Origin of the sequence: Myxococcus sp. AB036A (assembly GCF_006547355.1) — a bacterium.
Taxonomy (GTDB): domain Bacteria; phylum Myxococcota; class Myxococcia; order Myxococcales; family Myxococcaceae; genus Myxococcus; species Myxococcus virescens.
The window spans coordinates 1-17,016 of the sequence record NZ_VHLC01000145.1; the positions used below are offsets into that span (position 1 = coordinate 1).

The 17,016-nt window shown below is 68.7% G+C and carries 17 protein-coding genes and 1 pseudogene; 12 read left to right on the forward strand and 6 right to left on the reverse strand.

Features of this window, described 5'->3' with window-relative positions; genetic code table 11:
* Window positions 1–972: FecR domain-containing protein (locus tag FL344_RS35345; protein WP_228565605.1), on the reverse strand; the 972-nt coding region annotated here is incomplete at its 3' end.
* Window positions 959–1,627: an RNA polymerase sigma factor gene (locus FL344_RS35350; RefSeq protein WP_141594178.1), complete on the reverse strand. Its 669-nt coding sequence runs from the start codon at window positions 1,625–1,627 to the stop codon at window positions 959–961. The genes FL344_RS35350 and FL344_RS35345, both read right to left, overlap by 14 nt.
* Before the next feature lie 236 nt (window positions 1,628–1,863).
* Between FL344_RS35350 and FL344_RS35355 the strand changes: the two genes are divergently transcribed.
* Window positions 1,864–3,060 (forward strand): Dickkopf N-terminal cysteine-rich domain-containing protein, encoded by a 1,197-nt coding sequence (locus FL344_RS35355; RefSeq protein WP_141621627.1) that lies wholly within the window; start codon window positions 1,864–1,866, stop codon window positions 3,058–3,060.
* An 18-nt stretch (window positions 3,061–3,078) separates the two neighbouring features.
* Here FL344_RS35355 and FL344_RS35360 read toward each other — a convergent pair whose 3' ends face one another.
* A complete protein-coding gene (locus tag FL344_RS35360; protein ID WP_194863372.1) occupies window positions 3,079–4,065 on the reverse strand; it encodes a class I SAM-dependent methyltransferase in 987 nt (328 codons plus the stop codon).
* Here FL344_RS35360 and FL344_RS35365 point away from each other — a divergent pair.
* The 7 genes from FL344_RS35365 (at window position 4,064) to FL344_RS35395 (ending at window position 9,428) form a co-directional block, all read left to right on the forward strand.
* Window positions 4,064–4,750, forward strand: a complete 687-nt coding sequence (locus tag FL344_RS35365; protein ID WP_141621629.1) for a UdgX family uracil-DNA binding protein — start codon at window positions 4,064–4,066, stop codon at window positions 4,748–4,750. The two genes, FL344_RS35360 and FL344_RS35365, sit on opposite strands and share 2 nt — an antisense overlap.
* A gap of 55 nt (window positions 4,751–4,805) precedes the next feature.
* Entirely contained in the window at window positions 4,806–5,567 is a 762-nt protein-coding gene (locus FL344_RS35370; RefSeq protein WP_141621630.1) for a crotonase/enoyl-CoA hydratase family protein, read from the forward strand.
* Between the two features lie 45 nt (window positions 5,568–5,612).
* Window positions 5,613–6,758, forward strand: a complete 1,146-nt coding sequence (locus tag FL344_RS35375) for a cystathionine gamma-synthase (RefSeq protein WP_090491989.1) — start codon at window positions 5,613–5,615, stop codon at window positions 6,756–6,758.
* A 148-nt stretch (window positions 6,759–6,906) separates the two neighbouring features.
* Complete coding sequence (locus FL344_RS35380; protein WP_141621631.1) at window positions 6,907–7,329, forward strand: hypothetical protein; 423 nt, start codon at window positions 6,907–6,909, stop codon at window positions 7,327–7,329.
* A 106-nt stretch (window positions 7,330–7,435) separates the two neighbouring features.
* Complete coding sequence (locus tag FL344_RS35385) at window positions 7,436–8,434, forward strand: hypothetical protein (protein ID WP_090491991.1); 999 nt, start codon at window positions 7,436–7,438, stop codon at window positions 8,432–8,434.
* A gap of 3 nt (window positions 8,435–8,437) precedes the next feature.
* Window positions 8,438–8,977 carry a hypothetical protein gene (locus FL344_RS35390; protein WP_141621632.1) on the forward strand — a complete coding sequence of 180 codons (540 nt, stop codon included), beginning with the start codon at window positions 8,438–8,440 and terminating at the stop codon, window positions 8,975–8,977.
* Between the two features lie 10 nt (window positions 8,978–8,987).
* Complete coding sequence (locus tag FL344_RS35395) at window positions 8,988–9,428, forward strand: MaoC family dehydratase (RefSeq protein ID WP_141594186.1); 441 nt, start codon at window positions 8,988–8,990, stop codon at window positions 9,426–9,428.
* 75 nt (window positions 9,429–9,503) lie between these two features.
* Here FL344_RS35395 and FL344_RS35400 read toward each other — a convergent pair whose 3' ends face one another.
* Window positions 9,504–10,871: a pyridoxal-phosphate dependent enzyme gene (locus tag FL344_RS35400; RefSeq protein WP_011552125.1), complete on the reverse strand. Its 1,368-nt coding sequence runs from the start codon at window positions 10,869–10,871 to the stop codon at window positions 9,504–9,506.
* A gap of 290 nt (window positions 10,872–11,161) precedes the next feature.
* Between FL344_RS35400 and FL344_RS35405 the strand changes: the two genes are divergently transcribed.
* Complete coding sequence (locus FL344_RS35405) at window positions 11,162–12,202, forward strand: aminoglycoside phosphotransferase family protein (RefSeq protein WP_141594187.1); 1,041 nt, start codon at window positions 11,162–11,164, stop codon at window positions 12,200–12,202.
* Between the two features lies 1 nt (window position 12,203).
* On the forward strand, window positions 12,204–13,232 hold the full coding sequence (locus FL344_RS35410; RefSeq protein ID WP_141621633.1) for a sugar phosphate nucleotidyltransferase: 1,029 nt from the start codon (window positions 12,204–12,206) through the stop codon (window positions 13,230–13,232).
* A 10-nt stretch (window positions 13,233–13,242) separates the two neighbouring features.
* Here the strand turns inward: FL344_RS35410 and FL344_RS35415 are convergent, their stop codons facing one another.
* Together FL344_RS35415 and FL344_RS35420 are read right to left on the reverse strand one after the other, a co-directional pair.
* Window positions 13,243–14,007: a Stp1/IreP family PP2C-type Ser/Thr phosphatase gene (locus FL344_RS35415; protein ID WP_141594189.1), complete on the reverse strand. Its 765-nt coding sequence runs from the start codon at window positions 14,005–14,007 to the stop codon at window positions 13,243–13,245.
* 119 nt (window positions 14,008–14,126) lie between these two features.
* On the reverse strand, window positions 14,127–14,483 hold the full coding sequence (locus FL344_RS35420; protein ID WP_011552129.1) for a DUF192 domain-containing protein: 357 nt from the start codon (window positions 14,481–14,483) through the stop codon (window positions 14,127–14,129).
* Window positions 14,484–14,500: 17 nt separating this feature from the next.
* On the opposite strand from FL344_RS35420, the gene FL344_RS35425 reads away from it, so the two are divergent.
* Complete coding sequence (locus FL344_RS35425; protein WP_141621634.1) at window positions 14,501–15,004, forward strand: tRNA (cytidine(34)-2'-O)-methyltransferase; 504 nt, start codon at window positions 14,501–14,503, stop codon at window positions 15,002–15,004.
* Window positions 14,943–17,016, forward strand: a pseudogene (locus FL344_RS35430) (molecular chaperone DnaJ); the annotation flags it as partial. The gene FL344_RS35425 and the pseudogene FL344_RS35430, both read left to right, overlap by 62 nt.

Consider the following 17,016-nt stretch of genomic DNA (forward strand, 5'->3'; position numbering starts at 1 on the left):
TGAGCGTCTCGTGGGCTCGGAGGTGGAGCTGTCCCGCGCGGAGTCGCGCGATGTGCACCTCACCGTGAACAAGGGACGCCTGTCCGTCGAGGCCTCGCACACGGCGGCGCCGTCCTTCGTGCGCTCCACCGTGAAGACCGTGCCCACCACGAAGACGCGCAGGCCCGCCACTTCCACCATGAATCCTTGGCGCGCCGTGTGCGAGGCCTCGACGGACAGGCGTCCCTTGTTCACGGTGAGGTGCACATCGCGCGACTCCGCGCGGGACAGCTCCACCTCCGAGCCCGCCGACAGCCGAACGCGGCTCTCATCCGGCAGCCGAAGCAACGCACTGGAGCGCGCGGGCGTCCGCACCGCCACGCCTGAACGCAGCCGCATGCCGGGCTTGAGCGCGCGCTCCGCGCCTCCCGCCTCGCGCAGGATGGCACCCGCGACGGCGACCCGTTCCGTCTCGGTGGTGGCGTCGGGCTTCTCCGCTGCATTCGCGGGGACAGACGGCTCGCTGCCGGCCGCGGCGTGAGCGGCGGTCTCCGGAGCCGGGGGCACCGTGGGAACCGCGTCACCTCCGTTCGACGGAACGGAGGCCCCCGACGCAGGAGCAGAGGGGGCATCCCCCCGAGCCACGTGCGCTCCGCGCTCGTCCATTGCCCGGGGAGCGCGGACCATCCAGAACGCCAGCATCGCCGCGCAGACGCCCGCGAGCGCCACGACCCACGGCCAGCGGGCGCTGGGCGCGCTGCGCACCATGCGCCGAGCCGCTTCCGCGCGAAGCCCTTCGCTCATGGCGTCCGTGCGCGGCGCGGGCAGGGTGCCGCGGCCCTCCTGGAGGACGGCGCGGGACTGCCGCACCTGCTCCAGCGCCTGGGCACATTCGGAGCAGGTGGCGACGTGCGCCTCCACCCGTCCGCTCGCGTCTGCGTCCAACTCGCCCGCGGCCAGGGCCCAGAGGGAGCGGTGCTCATGTCGCGCCATGGAAACCTCCGGGACGGTTGGCGCCGAGCAATCGCTGCATGGCTTCGTTGAACTCCAGCCGCGCATGGTGGAGGCGGCTGCGGACGGTGTTGGGTGAGCTGCCCACGGCGTCGGCAATCTCGTCCGGACTCATTCCACACAGCTCGTAGTACACGAAGACGATGCGCTTCTTTGGCTTCAGCCGTTCCAGCGCCAGCTCCACCAGCCGGGCCGCCTGACGCCGCGAGGCCACCCGCTCGGGGTCGTCACCCTCCGCCGCCGCTTCCGGCAGCTCCCAGACGGAGTCCTCCGGCCGGCGCCGCTTCCAGCGCAGGTGGGACAGGGCCACGTTGGAGCACACGCGATAGAAGAAGGTCCGGAACCGGGACTCACCCCGGTAGCTCTTCACGGCTGTCAGCAGCCGGAGATAGGCCTCCTGGAGCAGGTCCTCCACGTCCACGCGGTTGCCGACCAGGTGCCACAAGGTGCGCGAGGCATCCGCCTGCGTGAGCGCATAGAGCTGTTCGAATGCCGTCAGGTCGCCCTCCTGGATGCGCCGGACCAGCGCCTGGAGCCGCGCCTCGTCCTGGGCGGGAACGCCGGACACGTCGCGTCCCTTTCGCTCCTCGGGGAGGTGGGTGACGTGCGCGAATGAGCGGGCTCCACGCAGGAACACCAGGGGTTCTCCCTCAACGGGTGGTCGGGGTCCGGCGCGGTGCGAGCCCGGCCCGGTGACCGACTGAAAGGTCCAGGCCACTACATACCTCCATGGCCATGGGTCTCCGGAAAGACGAAAGCCGATCAAATAAATTTTTTGATCATCCGTCTGCGCTACGGAGTCCATCGCTTCTGAAGCCGGAAAGCACCCCCGGTGGCCGGACCGGTACCCCTGAGTTCTCGGAGTCCCCACTCATGCGGAACACCCCCATACGTAGCCTCATGTGGCTGCCGTTGCTCGCCGTCCTCGCCGTCCTCCCAGGCTGCATCGTTCATGGAGAGGATGACTGGTACGACGACTACGACGACGACATCTGCTACTGCTCGTCCGACAAGGATTGCAGTACCGGTGAGAGCTGCCGCAGCGGCGTCTGTCGGACCGTTCCACCTGGTTCGGGTGAGTGTTCCTCCTCTCTGGACTGCCCCGGGTCGCAAATCTGCATCAACAGCGTCTGCTCGCAGTTCTGCTCGCGTGACTCCGACTGCGGTTCGGGCCAGCGGTGCGATGACCGCTACTGCGTTGGGACCGGCGGGACGCGCCCGGACGCGGGTTCTGATGGCGGGACGCGCCCGGATTCGGGGACGGACGGGGGGACGCGTCCAGACGCTGGCTCCGACGGTGGGACGCGCCCGGATGCGGGCGTGGACGGGGGTTCTCCTCAGCTGTGCCGGGTGAACATGGATTGCGGTGCGGGGAACTACTGCATCAACAACCAGTGCATCCGCGGCTGCTATGACGATTCCTGGTGCGACGCCACGGACACCTGCGTGAGCGGCCTGTGCCGTCCGCGCCCGGTGGACCCGAACACCTGCTCCACCGCGGCGGACTGCACCGGCGGGAAGGACTGCGTGGATGGCCAGTGCCGCGCGGCTTGCGACTCCACCACCCAGTGCCCGGACGACTACAGCTGCCAGATTGGCTACTGCATGCCCATTCCGGACGGGGGCCAGTGCCGCGCCAACTGCGAGTGCCCCGCCGGCCAGGTCTGCTTCAATGGCCAGTGCAAGCCGCCGCAGCCGGACCCGGGCCAGACGTGCGTGGCCAACTGCGATTGCCCCTCGGGTGACGTCTGCACCAACGGTTACTGCCGTCCGCCGGCCCCGCCGCCTCCGCCGCCGGACGCGGGCACGGGCCCGTCCTGCCAGGCCAACTGTGACTGCCCGTCGGGCCAGGTCTGCTCCAACGGCCAGTGCAAGGTGCCGCCGCCTCCTCCGGTGCAGGATGCCGGGACGTCCACCCCGGTGTGCCGCGCCAACTGCGAGTGCCCGTCCGGTCAGGTCTGCACGGACGGCGTCTGCAAGCCCGTCAACACGGGCAGCGGTAATAGCTGTCAGGCCAACTGCGAGTGCCCCGCCGGAGAGCGCTGCATCGACAACGTCTGCTGGCTGTAGTCGGGACGGACGCCAGCGTCAGGGAGCCACCATGCGCCAGCACCGGTGGATCTCCTTGCGCTGGAAGTCTTCGGGGATGGAGCGAGGGGTGATTTCCTCCACCTCCATCCCCCGCGTGGCCTTCGGTTCCAACTGGAACCCCAGGAAGTTGTTGGAGAAGTAGAGGACGCCACCGGGTGCGAGCAGCGCCCGGATGGCGGCCAGCAGGCGCGGGTGGTCGCGCTGCACGTTGAAGCTGCCCGACATCTTCTTCGACGTGGAGAAGGACGGCGGGTCGCACACCACCAGGTCGTACCGCTCCGGCGCGTCGGCCTGGGCCTCCACCCAGGCCTTGGCATCCGCGCGCACCAGCGTGTGCCGCGCGTTGGCCAGGCCGTTGAGGTCCAGGTTGTCCTCGGCCCAGTCCAGGTAGGTGTTGGACAGGTCCACCGTCATCGTGCTCGCGGCGCCTCCCGCGGCGGCGTAGACGGTGAAGGCCCCGGTGTACGCGAAGAGGTTGAGGAAGCGCTTGCCCCGGGCCTCCTCCCGCACGCGCGCCCGGGTGTTGCGGTGGTCCATGAAGAGGCCGGTGTCCAGGTAGTCGCCCAGGTTCACCCAGAACTTCAGGCCCTGCTCCTCCACCACGATGCGCCCGCTGTCCTGGCCCACCCGGCCGTACTGCGAGCGGCCCCAGGGCTGGGGCGTGTGCGTCTTCACGAAGATGCGCTCGGGGGGAACGGCCAGCACCTGCGTCACCGCGGCCAGGACTTCCTCCCGCTGCGTGTCCGCGGCACCGGAGGCGATGGCGCGCCGCCGGGGGTATTCCACGACGTGGACGCAGTCGCCGTAGACGTCGATGGCGTACGGGTACTCGGGGATGTCCCGGTCGTAGACGCGGAAGGCCGTCAGGCCCTGGGTCCGGGCCCACTTCCGGAAGCGCTTGTCCCCCTTGCGCAGGCGGTTGGCGAACATGCCCTCGGGGCCGGTTGCGTCGTGAGAGCCATGCGTACCTTGTGTGTCAGCCATGCCCAAGCGTCCTTCCGTCCAGACCACCGCGGCCCCCCTCATCCCTGAGTCTCCGACGTACGACAAGCTCCGAAAGGCGGCCGCGGGGTGTCAGGCCTGCCCGCTGTGGCGCACGGGCACCCAGACTGTCTTTGGCGAGCCCGAGGGCCAGCCGCGCCCCGGCCCCCGGGTGATGCTGGTGGGGGAGCAGCCGGGAGACCAGGAGGACCGGGCCGGCAGGCCCTTCGTGGGCCCCTCCGGACGGCTGCTGGACGAGGCGCTGGAGGCCGCCGGCATCGACCGCGCGCAGGTGTACGTCACCAATACGGTGAAGCACTTCAAGTGGACCGGCCAGGGGCCCCGGCGCATCCATGCGAAGCCGACCACGACGGAGATTCGCGCCTGCCTGCCGTGGCTGGAGGCGGAGATTCGCGTGTTCCGCCCGGACGTCCTCGTCTGCTTGGGGGCCACCGCGGCGCAGACGCTGCTGGGCAAGGCGTTCCGGGTGACGCAGTCTCGTGGGCAGCCGATGGCGTCGGAATGGGCGCGGGTGGTGGTGGCCACGGTGCACCCGTCCTCCATCCTCCGCGCGCCGGACCCTCGGGCGAAGGAGGCTGCTCTGGAGGCCTTCGTGGACGACTTGCGCCAGGTGGCGCGCATCATCCACGGCCTGTCGGAAGGGGCGAGCGCGCACGCGCCCCTGTAAGGAAGCACCGCGGCGGGATTGCGGTCCGGACGCGAGGGAAGAAGACTCCGCCGCCATGAGCGTGCGCGTCGAGAAGAACGGCCTCGTCACCACCGTCATCCTGGACCGCCCGGAGGTGCGCAACGCCGTGGATGGCGCCACCGCCCAGGCGCTGGCGGAGGCCTTCCGGGCCTTCGACGCGGACCCGGACGCGCGGGTGGGCGTGCTCCATGGAGAAGGGGGCACCTTCTGCGCCGGGGCGGACCTGAAGGCCGTCTCCGAGGGCCGGATGCCCCGCCTGGAACTGGACGGAGATGGCCCCATGGGCCCCTCGCGCATGGTGCTGTCCAAGCCCGTCATCGCATCGATTGGCGGCCATGCCGTGGCGGGCGGCTTGGAGCTGGCGCTGTGGTGCGACTTGCGCGTGGCCGAGGAGGACGCCGTCCTGGGCGTCTTCTGCCGCCGCTGGGGCGTGCCCCTCATCGACGGGGGGACGGTGCGGCTGCCCCGGCTCATTGGCCTTTCGCGCGCGCTGGACCTCATCCTCACGGGCCGGCCTGTATCCGCCCCGGAGGCGCTGGCCATGGGGCTGGTCAACCGCGTGGTGCCCCGGGGGCAGTCGCGCGAGGCCGCGGAGGCCCTGGCGCGCGAGGTGGCCGCCTTCCCGCAGGCGTGCATGAACGCGGACCGGCGCTCCGCCTACACCCAGGCGGGGTTGGGCACCGAGGAGGCACTGCGTCAGGAGTTCGCCCGCGGTGTCAAGGTACTGGAGTCGGAGTCCATTGCCGGCGCTACGCGTTTTGCCCAAGGGGCAGGGCGTCACGGGAAGTTCGAATAGGCGGGTCCTGCTGCGGGCAGGGAGGGACTGTGTTAGTTCCCCGGCATGCGCTTCGACACGCTTGCCATTCACGCCGGACAGGAGCCGGACCCCACCACCGGCGCCATCATGACGCCGGTCTACCTGTCTTCCACCTACGTCCAGGACGGCCCCGGAGAGCACAAAGGCTACGAGTACAGCCGGACGCAGAACCCCACCCGCAAGGCGCTCCAGGACTGTCTGGCCGCGCTCGAGGGGGCGAAGTACGGCGCGGCCTTCGCCTCCGGCCTGGCGGGCACGGACATGCTGATGCACATGCTGGATTCGGGCGACCACGTGGTCGTCTCGGACGATGTGTACGGCGGCACCTTCCGCCTCTTCGACAAGGTGTTCCGGCGGGCCGGGCTGCACTTCTCCTTCGTGGACCTGTCCAAGCCGGAGAACTTCGAGGCGGCGATTACGCCGAAGACGAAGATGGTGTGGGTGGAGTCCCCCACCAACCCGATGCTCAAGCTCATCGACCTGGCGCGCATCGCCGAGGTCGCCAAGAAGCGGAACATCCTCTCCGTCGCCGACAACACGTTCATGACGCCGTACTTCCAGCGCCCGCTGGACCTCGGCTTCGACGTGGTGGCGCACTCCACCACCAAGTACATCAACGGCCACAGCGACGTGGTGGGCGGCTTCGTCTGCACCAGCCGTGAGGACGTGGCAGAGAAGATGTACTTCCTCCAGAACGCGGTGGGCGGCGTGTCCGGCGCCTTCGACAGCTTCATGGTGCTGCGCGGCGTGAAGACGCTGCACGTGCGCATGGACCGCCACGCCTCCAACGCGATGAAGGTGGCGCAGTTCCTGGCGTCCCACCCGAAGGTGAAGAAGGTCACCTACCCGGGCCTGGAGTCGCATCCGCAGCACGCGCTGGCGAAGCAGCAGATGTCCGGCTTTGGCGGCATGGTGACCTTCGACATCCAGGGGGGCCTGGAGGCGGCCCGCACCTTCCTCAAGACGGTGAAGGTGTTCGCCTGCGCCGAGTCGCTCGGCGGCGTCGAGTCCCTCATCGAGCACCCGGCCATCATGACCCACGCCTCCATCCCCAAGGAGACGCGCGAGCAGCTGGGCATCACCGACGGCTTCATCCGCCTGTCGGTGGGCATCGAGGACGCGCGGGACCTGGTGGATGATTTGTCCCAGGCGCTCGACGCCGCGAAGTAGCCGTCAGGGCCTCGCGCCCCTTCGGTCTCCTGGGCCTCCCCGTGCTCGCCTTCCCGGAAGCGCGCGGAGGCCCTTGTCATGTGGAGGCGGCGTGCTGATTTGCTAGGCTGCCCGCTCAGGCAGTGTCCGCCCCTGGAGACCGACCCCCATGACCCGAGAAGAAGCGCAGATGCTGGCGCAGGCGTTCCTCGCCGCCAACGGCAGCCCCAACAGCGTCGGCATCAACCCGCAGGGCTTCGGCGGCGTCGCCCTGGGCGATGCGCAGCTCTACTTCGAGTGGCACGACAAGGAGCAGACGCTGGAGTGCAGCGCCCTCATCCACCGGTTCCGGGACACCCCCAAGCCGGGCATCCTGGAGGGCTTCCAGGACGAGCAGAAGAAGGGCACCGACACCGGCGGCGGCACCGTGGACTTCGAGCCGGAGAACAAGTCCCTGTTCCTCAGCCGCACCTACACCACGGCGCCGCAGATCCCCATCTTCAACGACGACATGAAGCGGCTGATGAAGGCCAGCGTCGAGTGGAGCAGCACCGTCCTGAACCGGGTGGCGGACCGCGTCTTCGGGCGCTGATCCTTTGTCGCAGTGCGGCAAAGTGAGGGGCACCGCAACTTCCAGGACCCTGGGACGATAATCCCCTCACTAGTAGTCCACTCCTTCCAAATCGCCTGGAGCCCCCATGAACCCCATCGAGCGCGGCCGGAAACTCATCAACACGGTCCGTACCGGTGCCGAGAAGGCCATTGACCGTACGCAGGACGCCGTGGGTAACGCCGTCGACAACGTGAAGGACGCCGCGGCTGCCGGTGGCCGCAAGGTCGGCCAGTTCGTGGACGGCTTCGAGAACGCCGTCTCCGGCACCGCCCGGGGCGTGGGCAACGTCGTCGGCGGCGCCGCGCGGGGCGTGCAGGAGTTCTTCGGCGGCGGCAACCAGCCGGACCGCGTGCACGACGGCAAGCTGCTGGGCGCGGACGGCGCGACGTTCCCGCCGGGCACCCCGCTGGCGGACATTCCGGGCGTGACGCCGGCCAACAACCCGAACCCGCAGTCGACCATCCTCTACGTCAACGGCATCCTGACGACGAAGGAGACCCAGTCGGAGAGCCTGCAGGCCATCGCCAACGCGACGGGCTCGCGCGTCGTCGGCATCCACAACGCCACCGAGGGCATGGGCGCGGACCTGGCCCAGTGCGTGAAGGACAAGCTGGACAAGGGTACCAACCCCGCCGTGGACACCCTGGCGGACGCGCTCTACACCGAGCTCAAGGCCGGCCGTGACGTGCACCTGATGGCGCACAGCCAGGGTGGCCTCGTCTCCAGCCGCGCGCTGAACGACGTGTACAACCGGCTGCGCATCGAAGATGGGATGTCCAAGCAGGACGCCAGGGCGCTGATGGGGAAGATCAACGTGGAGACGTTCGGCGGCGCCGCCGCCACGTACCCGGACGGCCCGAACTACGTGCACTACGTGAACCGTGGCGACCCGGTCCCCAGCATGTTCGGCCTGGGCCCCATCCCGGACAAGTGGAACCCCGTCGCGGACGGTGGCAAGGGCTCCAAGGTCCACCAGTTCAACGAGTTCCACCTGAACCCGTTCGACGGCCACAGCTTCGAGGACGTCTACCTCAAGAACCGCGTGCCGTTCGACCAGGCCCGCGAAGGCAACTTCAACAAGTAACCCATGGCTACCGCTCCCCGCAGTGGCCTCGCTGGCCTGCTCAGGTCCTGGATTTCGGGCCTGGGCCCCGCTGCTCCGGCGGATACGCCGCTGACGCGGGAGTCTGCCCAGCGACTGGTCCAGGGCTTTCTCCATGAAGCGGGCACGCCGCCCAGCCCGGGCATCAATCCCCAGGGCTTCGGCGGGCTCTCCGCGGGGGGCGCGTCGCTGTACTTCGAGTGGTTGGAGGACACCCAGGCGCTGAAGTGCAGCGCCTTGGTGTACCGCTTCCGCGAGCCGCCCAAGCCCGGCGTCATCGAGGGCTTCCAGGCGGAGGAGCGGGAGGGCACGGATGCCGGTGGCGGCACCGTGGACTACGAGCGGGAGAACCGGGGCCTCTACCTGGCCCGGACGTACACCCGCATGCCGTCCGAGCGCGCCTTCGCCAAGGAGATGCGCCGGCTGATGAAGGTCAGCATCAAATGGAACTCCGAAGTGTTGGACCGCGTCGCTTCGCGCGTGTTCCACCCGGAGGAACTGGAATCCAAGGACACGTCGCGTTGAAGTAGCGCCCATGCGCTACTTCGAGGACTTCCAGCCCGGGGACGTGAGCGAACACGGCCCCCACGTGGTGTCGCGCGAGGAAATCATCGCCTTCGCGACGCAATTCGACCCGCAGCCCTTCCACCTGAGCGACGAAGGCGCCCGCGACAGCATCTTCGGCGGGCTGGTGGCCAGCGGTTGGCACACCGCCTCGCTGTGTCACCGGCTGTTGGTGGACAGCTTCCTGGGGCAGACGTCCAGCCTGGGCTCGCCCGGCTTGGATGAGCTGCGCTGGCTCAAGCCCGTGCGTCCGGGGGACACGTTGCACGTGCGGGTGGAGGTCGTCTCCGCCACGCCGTCGCGCAGCAAACCGGACCGGGGCGCCATCAAGCTCCGCATGGAGGTGCGCAACCAGAAGGATGAGGTGGTGATGACGGAGCTGGCCAACGTGCTCTTCGGCCGGCGTCCCTGAACACGAAGGGCCTCCCGTTTCCGCTGCGGAAACAGGGAGGCCCTCGGTGCTTCCCTGGTGCGAGCGCGCCGGGGACTACGCCGCCGTGCGGTGCAGGTAGTCGATGAGGTCGATCTTGGTGACGATGCCGACCACCTTCTCGCCGTCCTTCACCACCGCCACGTTGTCCTGAGCGAAGACTTCGCGCAGGCGGGCGATGCTGGTGTCGAGCGACAGCGCGCCCTGAAGCGGCGCGATGATGCTGTCGATGGTGTCGGAGAACTTCGCCTTGCCGGCGACCAGCGCGTTGAGCAGGTCGTACTCGTGCACCATGCCCACCGTGCGGCCGTCGTCGCCCACGACCGGCATCTGGCTGATGCCGTGGCCGCGCATCGTCTCGACCACCTGGTCGACCTTGTCACCGCGGCGCGCCGTCTTCACGTCCTTGCGCTTGTCGCCCAGGATGTCGCGGATAGTGCCGGCGCCCTTCTCCTCCAGGAAGCCGTTGTCGCGCATCCACTCGTCGGAGTGGAACTTGCTGATGTAGCTGCTGCCCGAGTCCGGGAGCACGACGACAATCGTCTTGCCCTTGCCCACTTCCTTGGCCAACTGCACCGCGACGTGAATCGCAGCGCCCGAGGAGCCGCCGGCGAAGATGCCTTCCTCACGCGCCAGGCGGCGCGCGGCGATGAAGCACTGGCGGTCATCGACCTGGCGCACGTCGTCCAGGTGGGTGAAGTCCATGGCGCCGCACAGCATGTCCTCGCCGATGCCTTCCACCTTGTAGACGTGCGGCTCGGTCAGCTTGCCCGTCTTGAAGTAGCCCTCGTAGACGGAGCCCTCCGGGTCCACGCCCACGTTCTTGAGGCCGGGAATCTTCTCCTTCAGGAACTTGCCGGCGCCGCTCATGGTGCCGCCGGTGCCCAGGCCCGCGACGAAGTAGTCGAACTTGCCCTCGGTCTGCTTGTAGATCTCAGGACCGGTGGTGTTGTAGTGCGCCTCGATGTTGTCGGGGTTGTGGTACTGGTTGAGCATGAACGCGCCCGGCGTCTCGCGGTGCAGGCGCTTGGCCGTCTCGTAGTAGCTGCGCGGGTCCTCGGCCGGCACGTTCGTCGGCGTCACCACCACCTGCGCGCCCAGTGCCTTGAGGCGGTTGATCTTCTCCAGGGACATCTTGTCCGGCATGGTGAAGATGCACTTGTAGCCTTTGACGGCCGCGGCCAGCGCCACGCCCATGCCGGTGTTGCCGGACGTGTTCTCGACGATGGTGCCGCCGGGCTTGAGCTTCCCCTCCCGCTCGGCCTTCTCGAGGATGTAGAGCGCCATGCGGTCCTTGATGGACGCGCCCGGGTTCATGAACTCGCACTTGACCAGCACGGTCGCGTCGTTCGGCCCGACAAGCTTGTTGAGCTTGACCAGCGGCGTGTTGCCAATGGCGGTGAGGATGTTCTCGTGGATGTCCATCGCGGCTTCCGTAAGTTAATGAGGGTTCGCGGCGCGTCTTATATGCCGCCGCACTGGCCCGGTCGACAGCGTGTGACCTCTTGCAACCCTGGAGAGCGTTGAACCCGCCCCGGAGGGCAGGGAGTTCCGACGCACCCGGACGAGGTGGGAGGATGGCTGGCCCCCCGTCGGGTTGGCGACAGCCCGGGGGGCGTCCGGCCATCCGCCCGGACAGGCCTTTGACCCGGATGGGCGCGCCTCCGATACTCGTGTGCGACTTGCGTCAACCCCCTCCGGAGAACCCCGTCGATATGGAACTCGAGGCCGCCTTGCGCGACCAGGTGGGACAGGCCATGGGCCGTCCCGTTCCCAACGCCCCCATCACGAAGCTGAAGGGCGAGGCGAGCAGCCGCTCGTACTACCGCGTTGGCGCGCCGCCCGAGAGCTGGGTGGTGATGGTGATGCCGCCCGACGCGACGAAGAAGAGCGACGAGGCCACCAAGGGCGAGCCGCCCAAGGAGCTGCCCTTCATCAACGTGCACCGCTACCTGGAGAAGCTGGGCGTGCGGGTGCCGCGCATCCACCGCTACGACGAACCGGCGGGGATGATGGTGATTGAAGATTTGAGTGACATCACCTTCGAGTCCGCGCTGGAGGGCGGCAAGCACCACGAGGCGCTCTACACCCGCGCCGTGGACCTGCTGGCGCGCCTGCGCGCGGCGGCGGAGAAGGCGGAGGACCCGGACTGCCTGGCCTTCACCCGCGCCTTCGACGAGGACCTCTACGACTGGGAGCTGCACCACTTCCGCGAGTGGGGCCTGGAGGCGTGGAGTGGCAAGAAGCCCACGGACGCCGAGCGCGCCGAGCTGGACGCCACCTTCCGCGACATCGCCCGGCAGCTGGCCGCCGCGCCGCGTGGCTTCACGCACCGCGACTACCAGAGCCGCAACATCATGATGAAGGAGGGCGAGCTGGTCGTCATCGACTTCCAGGACGCGCTCCAGGGCCCGCGCCAGTACGACCTGGTGGCGCTCCTGCGCGACAGCTACGTGGAGCTGGACCGCGACTTCGTGGACGCGATGCTGGACCGCTACATCGCCACCTTCCAGGAGGTGAGCGGCGAGCGCATCGACGCGGCGTCCTTCAAGGCCTTCTTCGACCTGCTCACCATCCAGCGCAAGCTGAAGGACGCGGGCCGCTTCGAGTTCATCAACCGGGTGAAGGGCAACCCGGGCTTCCTGGTGTCCATCCCCGCGTCGCTGCGCTACGTGCGTGACGGCTTCGCGCGGCGGCCGGAGCTGCGCAAGCTGCAGGACCTGGTGGCGAAGTACGTCCCGGAGCTGGCGGCCTGAGATGAAGGCCATGGTCCTCTGCGCGGGCCTGGGCACGCGCCTGCGCCCGCTCACCGAACGCTGGCCCAAGCCGGCGATGCCATTCTTGGGACAGCCGCTGCTGCGCTACCACCTGGCGGTGCTGAAGGCCGCGGGCGTGACGGCGGTGGGCATCAACACCCACCACCTGCCGGACACCATGGAGGCGGTGGCCCGCGCCGAGTGCGCTCGCGCGGGGCTGCCGCTGCACGTGGTGAACGAGCCCGTCATCCAGGGCACCGGCGGCGGCATCCGCGGCCTGCGGGACTTCCTGTCGGACGGCGACTTCATCGTCTTCAACGGCGACATCCTCTACCCGGTGGACCTGCGGCCGGTGGTGGCCGTGCACCAGGCGTCCGGCGCGCTGGCCACCATGGTGCTGCAGCCCATGCCAGCGGGGGAGACGTACGCCGCGGTGGAGCTGGACGCGGAAGGGCGCGTGCGCCGCATCGCCGGCCATGGCCCTGGCGGTGAGGGCCTGTCGCCGTGGCACTTCACCGGCGTGCACGTGATGTCGCCGCGCGTCTTCGACTTCATGTCGCCGCGAGGTGAGGAGGACATCAACCGCGAAGTCTATGTCCGTGCCATGGAGGCTGGGCAGATGGTGCGTGGCGTGCGGGTGGACGGGTACTGGTCCGACCTGGGCACGCCGTCGCGCTACCTCGCCACCGTGCAGGACGTGCTTGCCGGGCGCGTGCGGCTGGAGTGGCTGGGCGCGGACTCACCGCTGGCGGGAACCGCGCGCGGCGCGAGTGGCACCTGGGCGCAAGCGGAGGCCCGCATGGACGGCACGGCGAAGGGCCCGGTGTACCTGGGGCGGGGCAGCGCGGTGGCCGCCGGAGCCACGGTGGGGCCGGGCGTGTCGCTGGAGCCGGGCGCGAAGGTAGCTGCGGGGGCGCGGCTCTCGCGAGCCACCGTCTTCGAGGACACCGAGGTGTCCTCCGAGGAGTCGCTCTCCGAGGTGCTCGCCTGGGGCGTGCACCGGATTGCCGCGCCCTTGAAGGGGCGCTGAGCGTCGCCGCTCAGGCGGCGTGGTAGCGGGCCAGCACGCAGGTGACGTTGTCGTTGCCACCTGCGGCGTTGGCCATGTCGATGAGCTGCGAGCAGGCCTTCTCCAGCTCCGGCGTGCGCTGCAGGATTTCCTGCATCTGCGCGTCCGTCACCATGCCGCTCAGGCCGTCCGAGCAGAGCAGGAAGACATCATCCTCCTGCGGCTCCACGCGGGAGACATCCACCTGGACGTTCTCCTTCATGCCCAGCGCGCGGACGATGACGTTCTTGTGGGGGAAGTTCTCAATCTCCTCCGGCGAGAGCTTCTTCGCCTTGAGGTAGTCGTTGAGGAGGGAGTGGTCCTCCGTCACCTGCTTCAGGGCGCCGCCGCGGAAGTAGTACACGCGGCTGTCGCCGACGTGGCCCACGTAGACGGCAGTCTGCCCGAAGTGCACCGTGACGATGGTGGTGCCCATGCCCTTGTACTTGGACTCGGAGCTGGCCTTCTCGAAGATGCGCGCGTTGGCGAGCTTGATGCCGGTGGCGAGCCGGTTCTCGTCATAGTTGCGCGTCTTGTCCATCTTGAAGGGCCAGGTGCAGTCCTGGTCCTTGGACGTGAGCTTGTAGAACTCGCCGAGCTCGTCCACCGCGATGCGGCTGGCGATTTCTCCAGACGAGTGGCCGCCCATGCCATCCGCCACGCAGAAGAGAAACTCTTCCGGGAGCATCAGGAAGTTGTCCTCGTTGTGATTCCGCTTCATCCCAACGTGGGTGCTGCCAGCTACCTCGATGCGCATGCGCGAGAACTCTTCTAAAGGGGCGAGAAAACGTGGCGCTGGAGGTTAACAAAGCGCTCGGAAATCGGTCAAAACTCGTGCATCCCGGCCTGACAGGCAGGGGCACTTCGGGCAGGGCCTCAAGGAACCGGCTCGAAGCTCAGCACATCCCCTTCCTGGGTGCCGCTGGCCGCGAGGACACCCGCGGGAAGCTCCAGGACTGAGCGTGACTGGAAATACACGGATGTCGCACGCCAGGGCGGCAAGGCGGGCATCTGCTTGACGATGCGGCCCTGGGCGTCCAGGAACAGCACGTCAATGGGGATGCGCATGAAGAAAGTGTGGATGGAGTTACAGGGGACGATATGGAGCCCCTGGCCCACCTCCAGCGAGCGGCGCCCCATGAGTCCCTTGAACCGTTGGAGGAACGAGGTGGCCTTGTCGGCCCGGTCCGCCAGCAGCCGTTGCCGCGTCTCGTTGTTCACCTTCCAGCGCATGTAGCGCCTTCTACCCCATGCTCGAGCCCCTGGCGCGTCCTCTCCACCTGGTCCTCGTTTCTCCCCAGATTCCCCCCAACACCGGCAACGTCGCCCGCCTGTGCGCCGTGACGGGTTGCCGGCTCATCCTGGTGGAGCCCCTGGGCTTCTCCATTGACGACCGGCAGCTCAAGCGGGCGGGGCTGGACTACTGGGACAAGGTATTTCTCCGCCTGTATCCAACCTACGCGGCCTATGCGGCGGACTACCCGGACGCCCGGCGCTGGCTCTTCTCCGCCCGGGCTGAAACATCCCTGTATGAGGCCCGGTTCGAGGAGGGGGACCACCTGGTGTTCGGCTCGGAGGTGTCCGGGCTGGCGCCGGAGGTGATGGAGGGGGGCACGGGGACGGCCGTCACCATTCCCATGCTGGAGGACCGCCGGAGCCTGAACCTGTCCACGTCGGTGGGAATCGGGACCTATGAGGCCCTGCGACAGGTCCGTTTCGCCGGAGCGGGCAGGCAAGCGCCCCCGGCAAGTTGAGGGGCCGTGTAGAGGGACTACACTGCGGCGACGCATGACCCCGTCGCAGGCCGCCGAAGCGCTCTATTCCGCCCACAAGTCCCGAGCCACCGGGAGGCTCACGCTTTCCTCGGGAGGGCGCGAGTCCCGGCTGTGGCTGCGCGAGGGGAACCTCGTGGGGACGCAGTTGGGCTTCGGGTTCCAGAGCCCGGCGCAGGCCCTGCTCCAGTCCGGGCTGCTGGACGCGGAGGCGCTGGACACGCTGTGGGCGCGGGGCGGGGCAGGGGTTCCGGACGAGGAGACGCTGGAGGCGTTCAACCTGGTGCCGGAGGTGGTGGCGGAGCAGCAGGTGCTCGCGCATGTCCGGCGGTTGAGTGTGCTGGCGGAGCAGGCCGCGTTCGAACCGGGGACGGTGGAGGCGGAGGGGTTTCAGCCCATCGCGGGCGTGCGGGTGGTGCGCGCGGCGCTGGAGGGGCCGATTCATGGCGGCGCGGCGGCGCGGGTGTTCCGGTGCGAGGATGTCGAAGCCTGTGGGCCGTGGCTCGCGGATGCTTCGGAGCGGGCGTTCCTGGAGACGTTGGCGGAGTTCCGTGAGCCGGAGTCGCTGACGCCCGCGCAGGAAGCGCTGCTGCTCGTGCTGGAGCGCGAGGGCTGGGTGCAGGCGCTCTCCGTGGAGGACTGGGAGGCGCGCGAGCGGGTTCGACGGGAGGAGGAAGAGGCTCGGCAGCGAGCGGAGGAGGAGGCGCGGCTCGAAGAGGAGCGGCGGCGGGAGGAGGAGGCTCGGCAGCGAGCGGAGGAGGAGGCGCGTCTCGAAGAGGAGCGGCGGCGGGCGGAGGAGGAGCGGCTCGAGGCGGAGCGGCTTGCCGAGGAGGCTCGGCTCGCGGAGGCGGCTCGGCTCGAAGAAGAGCGCCGTGTGGCGGAGGAGGCTCGCCTCGCTGAAGAGGCTCGGCTGGCAGAGGAAGCGCGCCTTGAAGAGGAGCGTCGGCTCGCGGAAGAGGCTCGGCTCGCTGAAGAAGTGCGCTTGGCTGAAGAGGCCCGGCTGGCGGAAGAGGCTCGGCTGGCGGAAGAGGCCCGTCTCGCAGAGGTCGCTAGGCTTGAGGCGGAGCGCCTAGCGGAAGAAGCTCGCCTCGCAGAAGAGGCCCGTCTCGCCGAAGAAGCTCGCCTCGCGGAAGAGGCTCGTCTCGCCGAAGAAGCTCGCCTCGCAGAAGAGGCCCGTCTCGCGGAAGAGGCTCGTCTCGCGGAAGAGGCACGGCTCGAAGAAGAGCGTCGTCTGGCGGAAGAGGCTCGTCTCGCGGAAGAGGCTCGTCTCGAAGAAGAGCGTCGCCTCGCGGAAGAGGCACGGCTCGAAGAAGAGCGTCGTCTGGCGGAAGAGGCTCGTCTCGCGGAAGAGGCTCGTCTCGCAGAAGAGGCTCGCGTAGCCGAAGAAGCGCGCGTTGCCGAAGAAGCGCGCTTGGCTGAAGAGGCTCGGCTGGCGGAAGAAGCGCGGCTCGAAGAAGAGCGTCGCGTGGCCGAAGAGGCTCGGCTCGCAGAAGAGGCGCGGCTGGCGGAAGAGGCTCGGCAGCGAGCGGAGGAGGAGGCGCGTCTCGAAGAGGAGCGTCGGCTCGCGGAAGAGGCTCGGCTCGCAGAAGAGGCTCGCGTAGCCGAAGAAGCGCGCTTGGCTGAAGAGGCTCGGCTGGCGGAAGAGGCCCGTCTCGCAGAGGTCGCTCGGCTTGAGGCGGAGCGCCTTGCTGAAGAGGAACGGCGTCTTGCGGAGGAGGCGCGTCTTGCCGAAGAGGCTCGGCTTGAGGCGGAGCGCCTAGCTGAAGAGGCCCGTCTCGCCGAAGAAGCTCGCCTCGCAGAAGAGGCTCGTCTCGCGGAAGAGGCACGGCTCGAAGAAGAGCGTCGCCTCGCGGAAGAGGCTCGTCTGGCGGAAGAGGCACGGCTCGAAGAAGAGCGTCGTCTGGCGGAAGAGGCTCGTCTCGCGGAAGAGGCTCGTCTCGAAGAAGAGCGTCGCCTCGCGGAAGAGGCACGGCTCGAAGAAGAGCGTCGTCTGG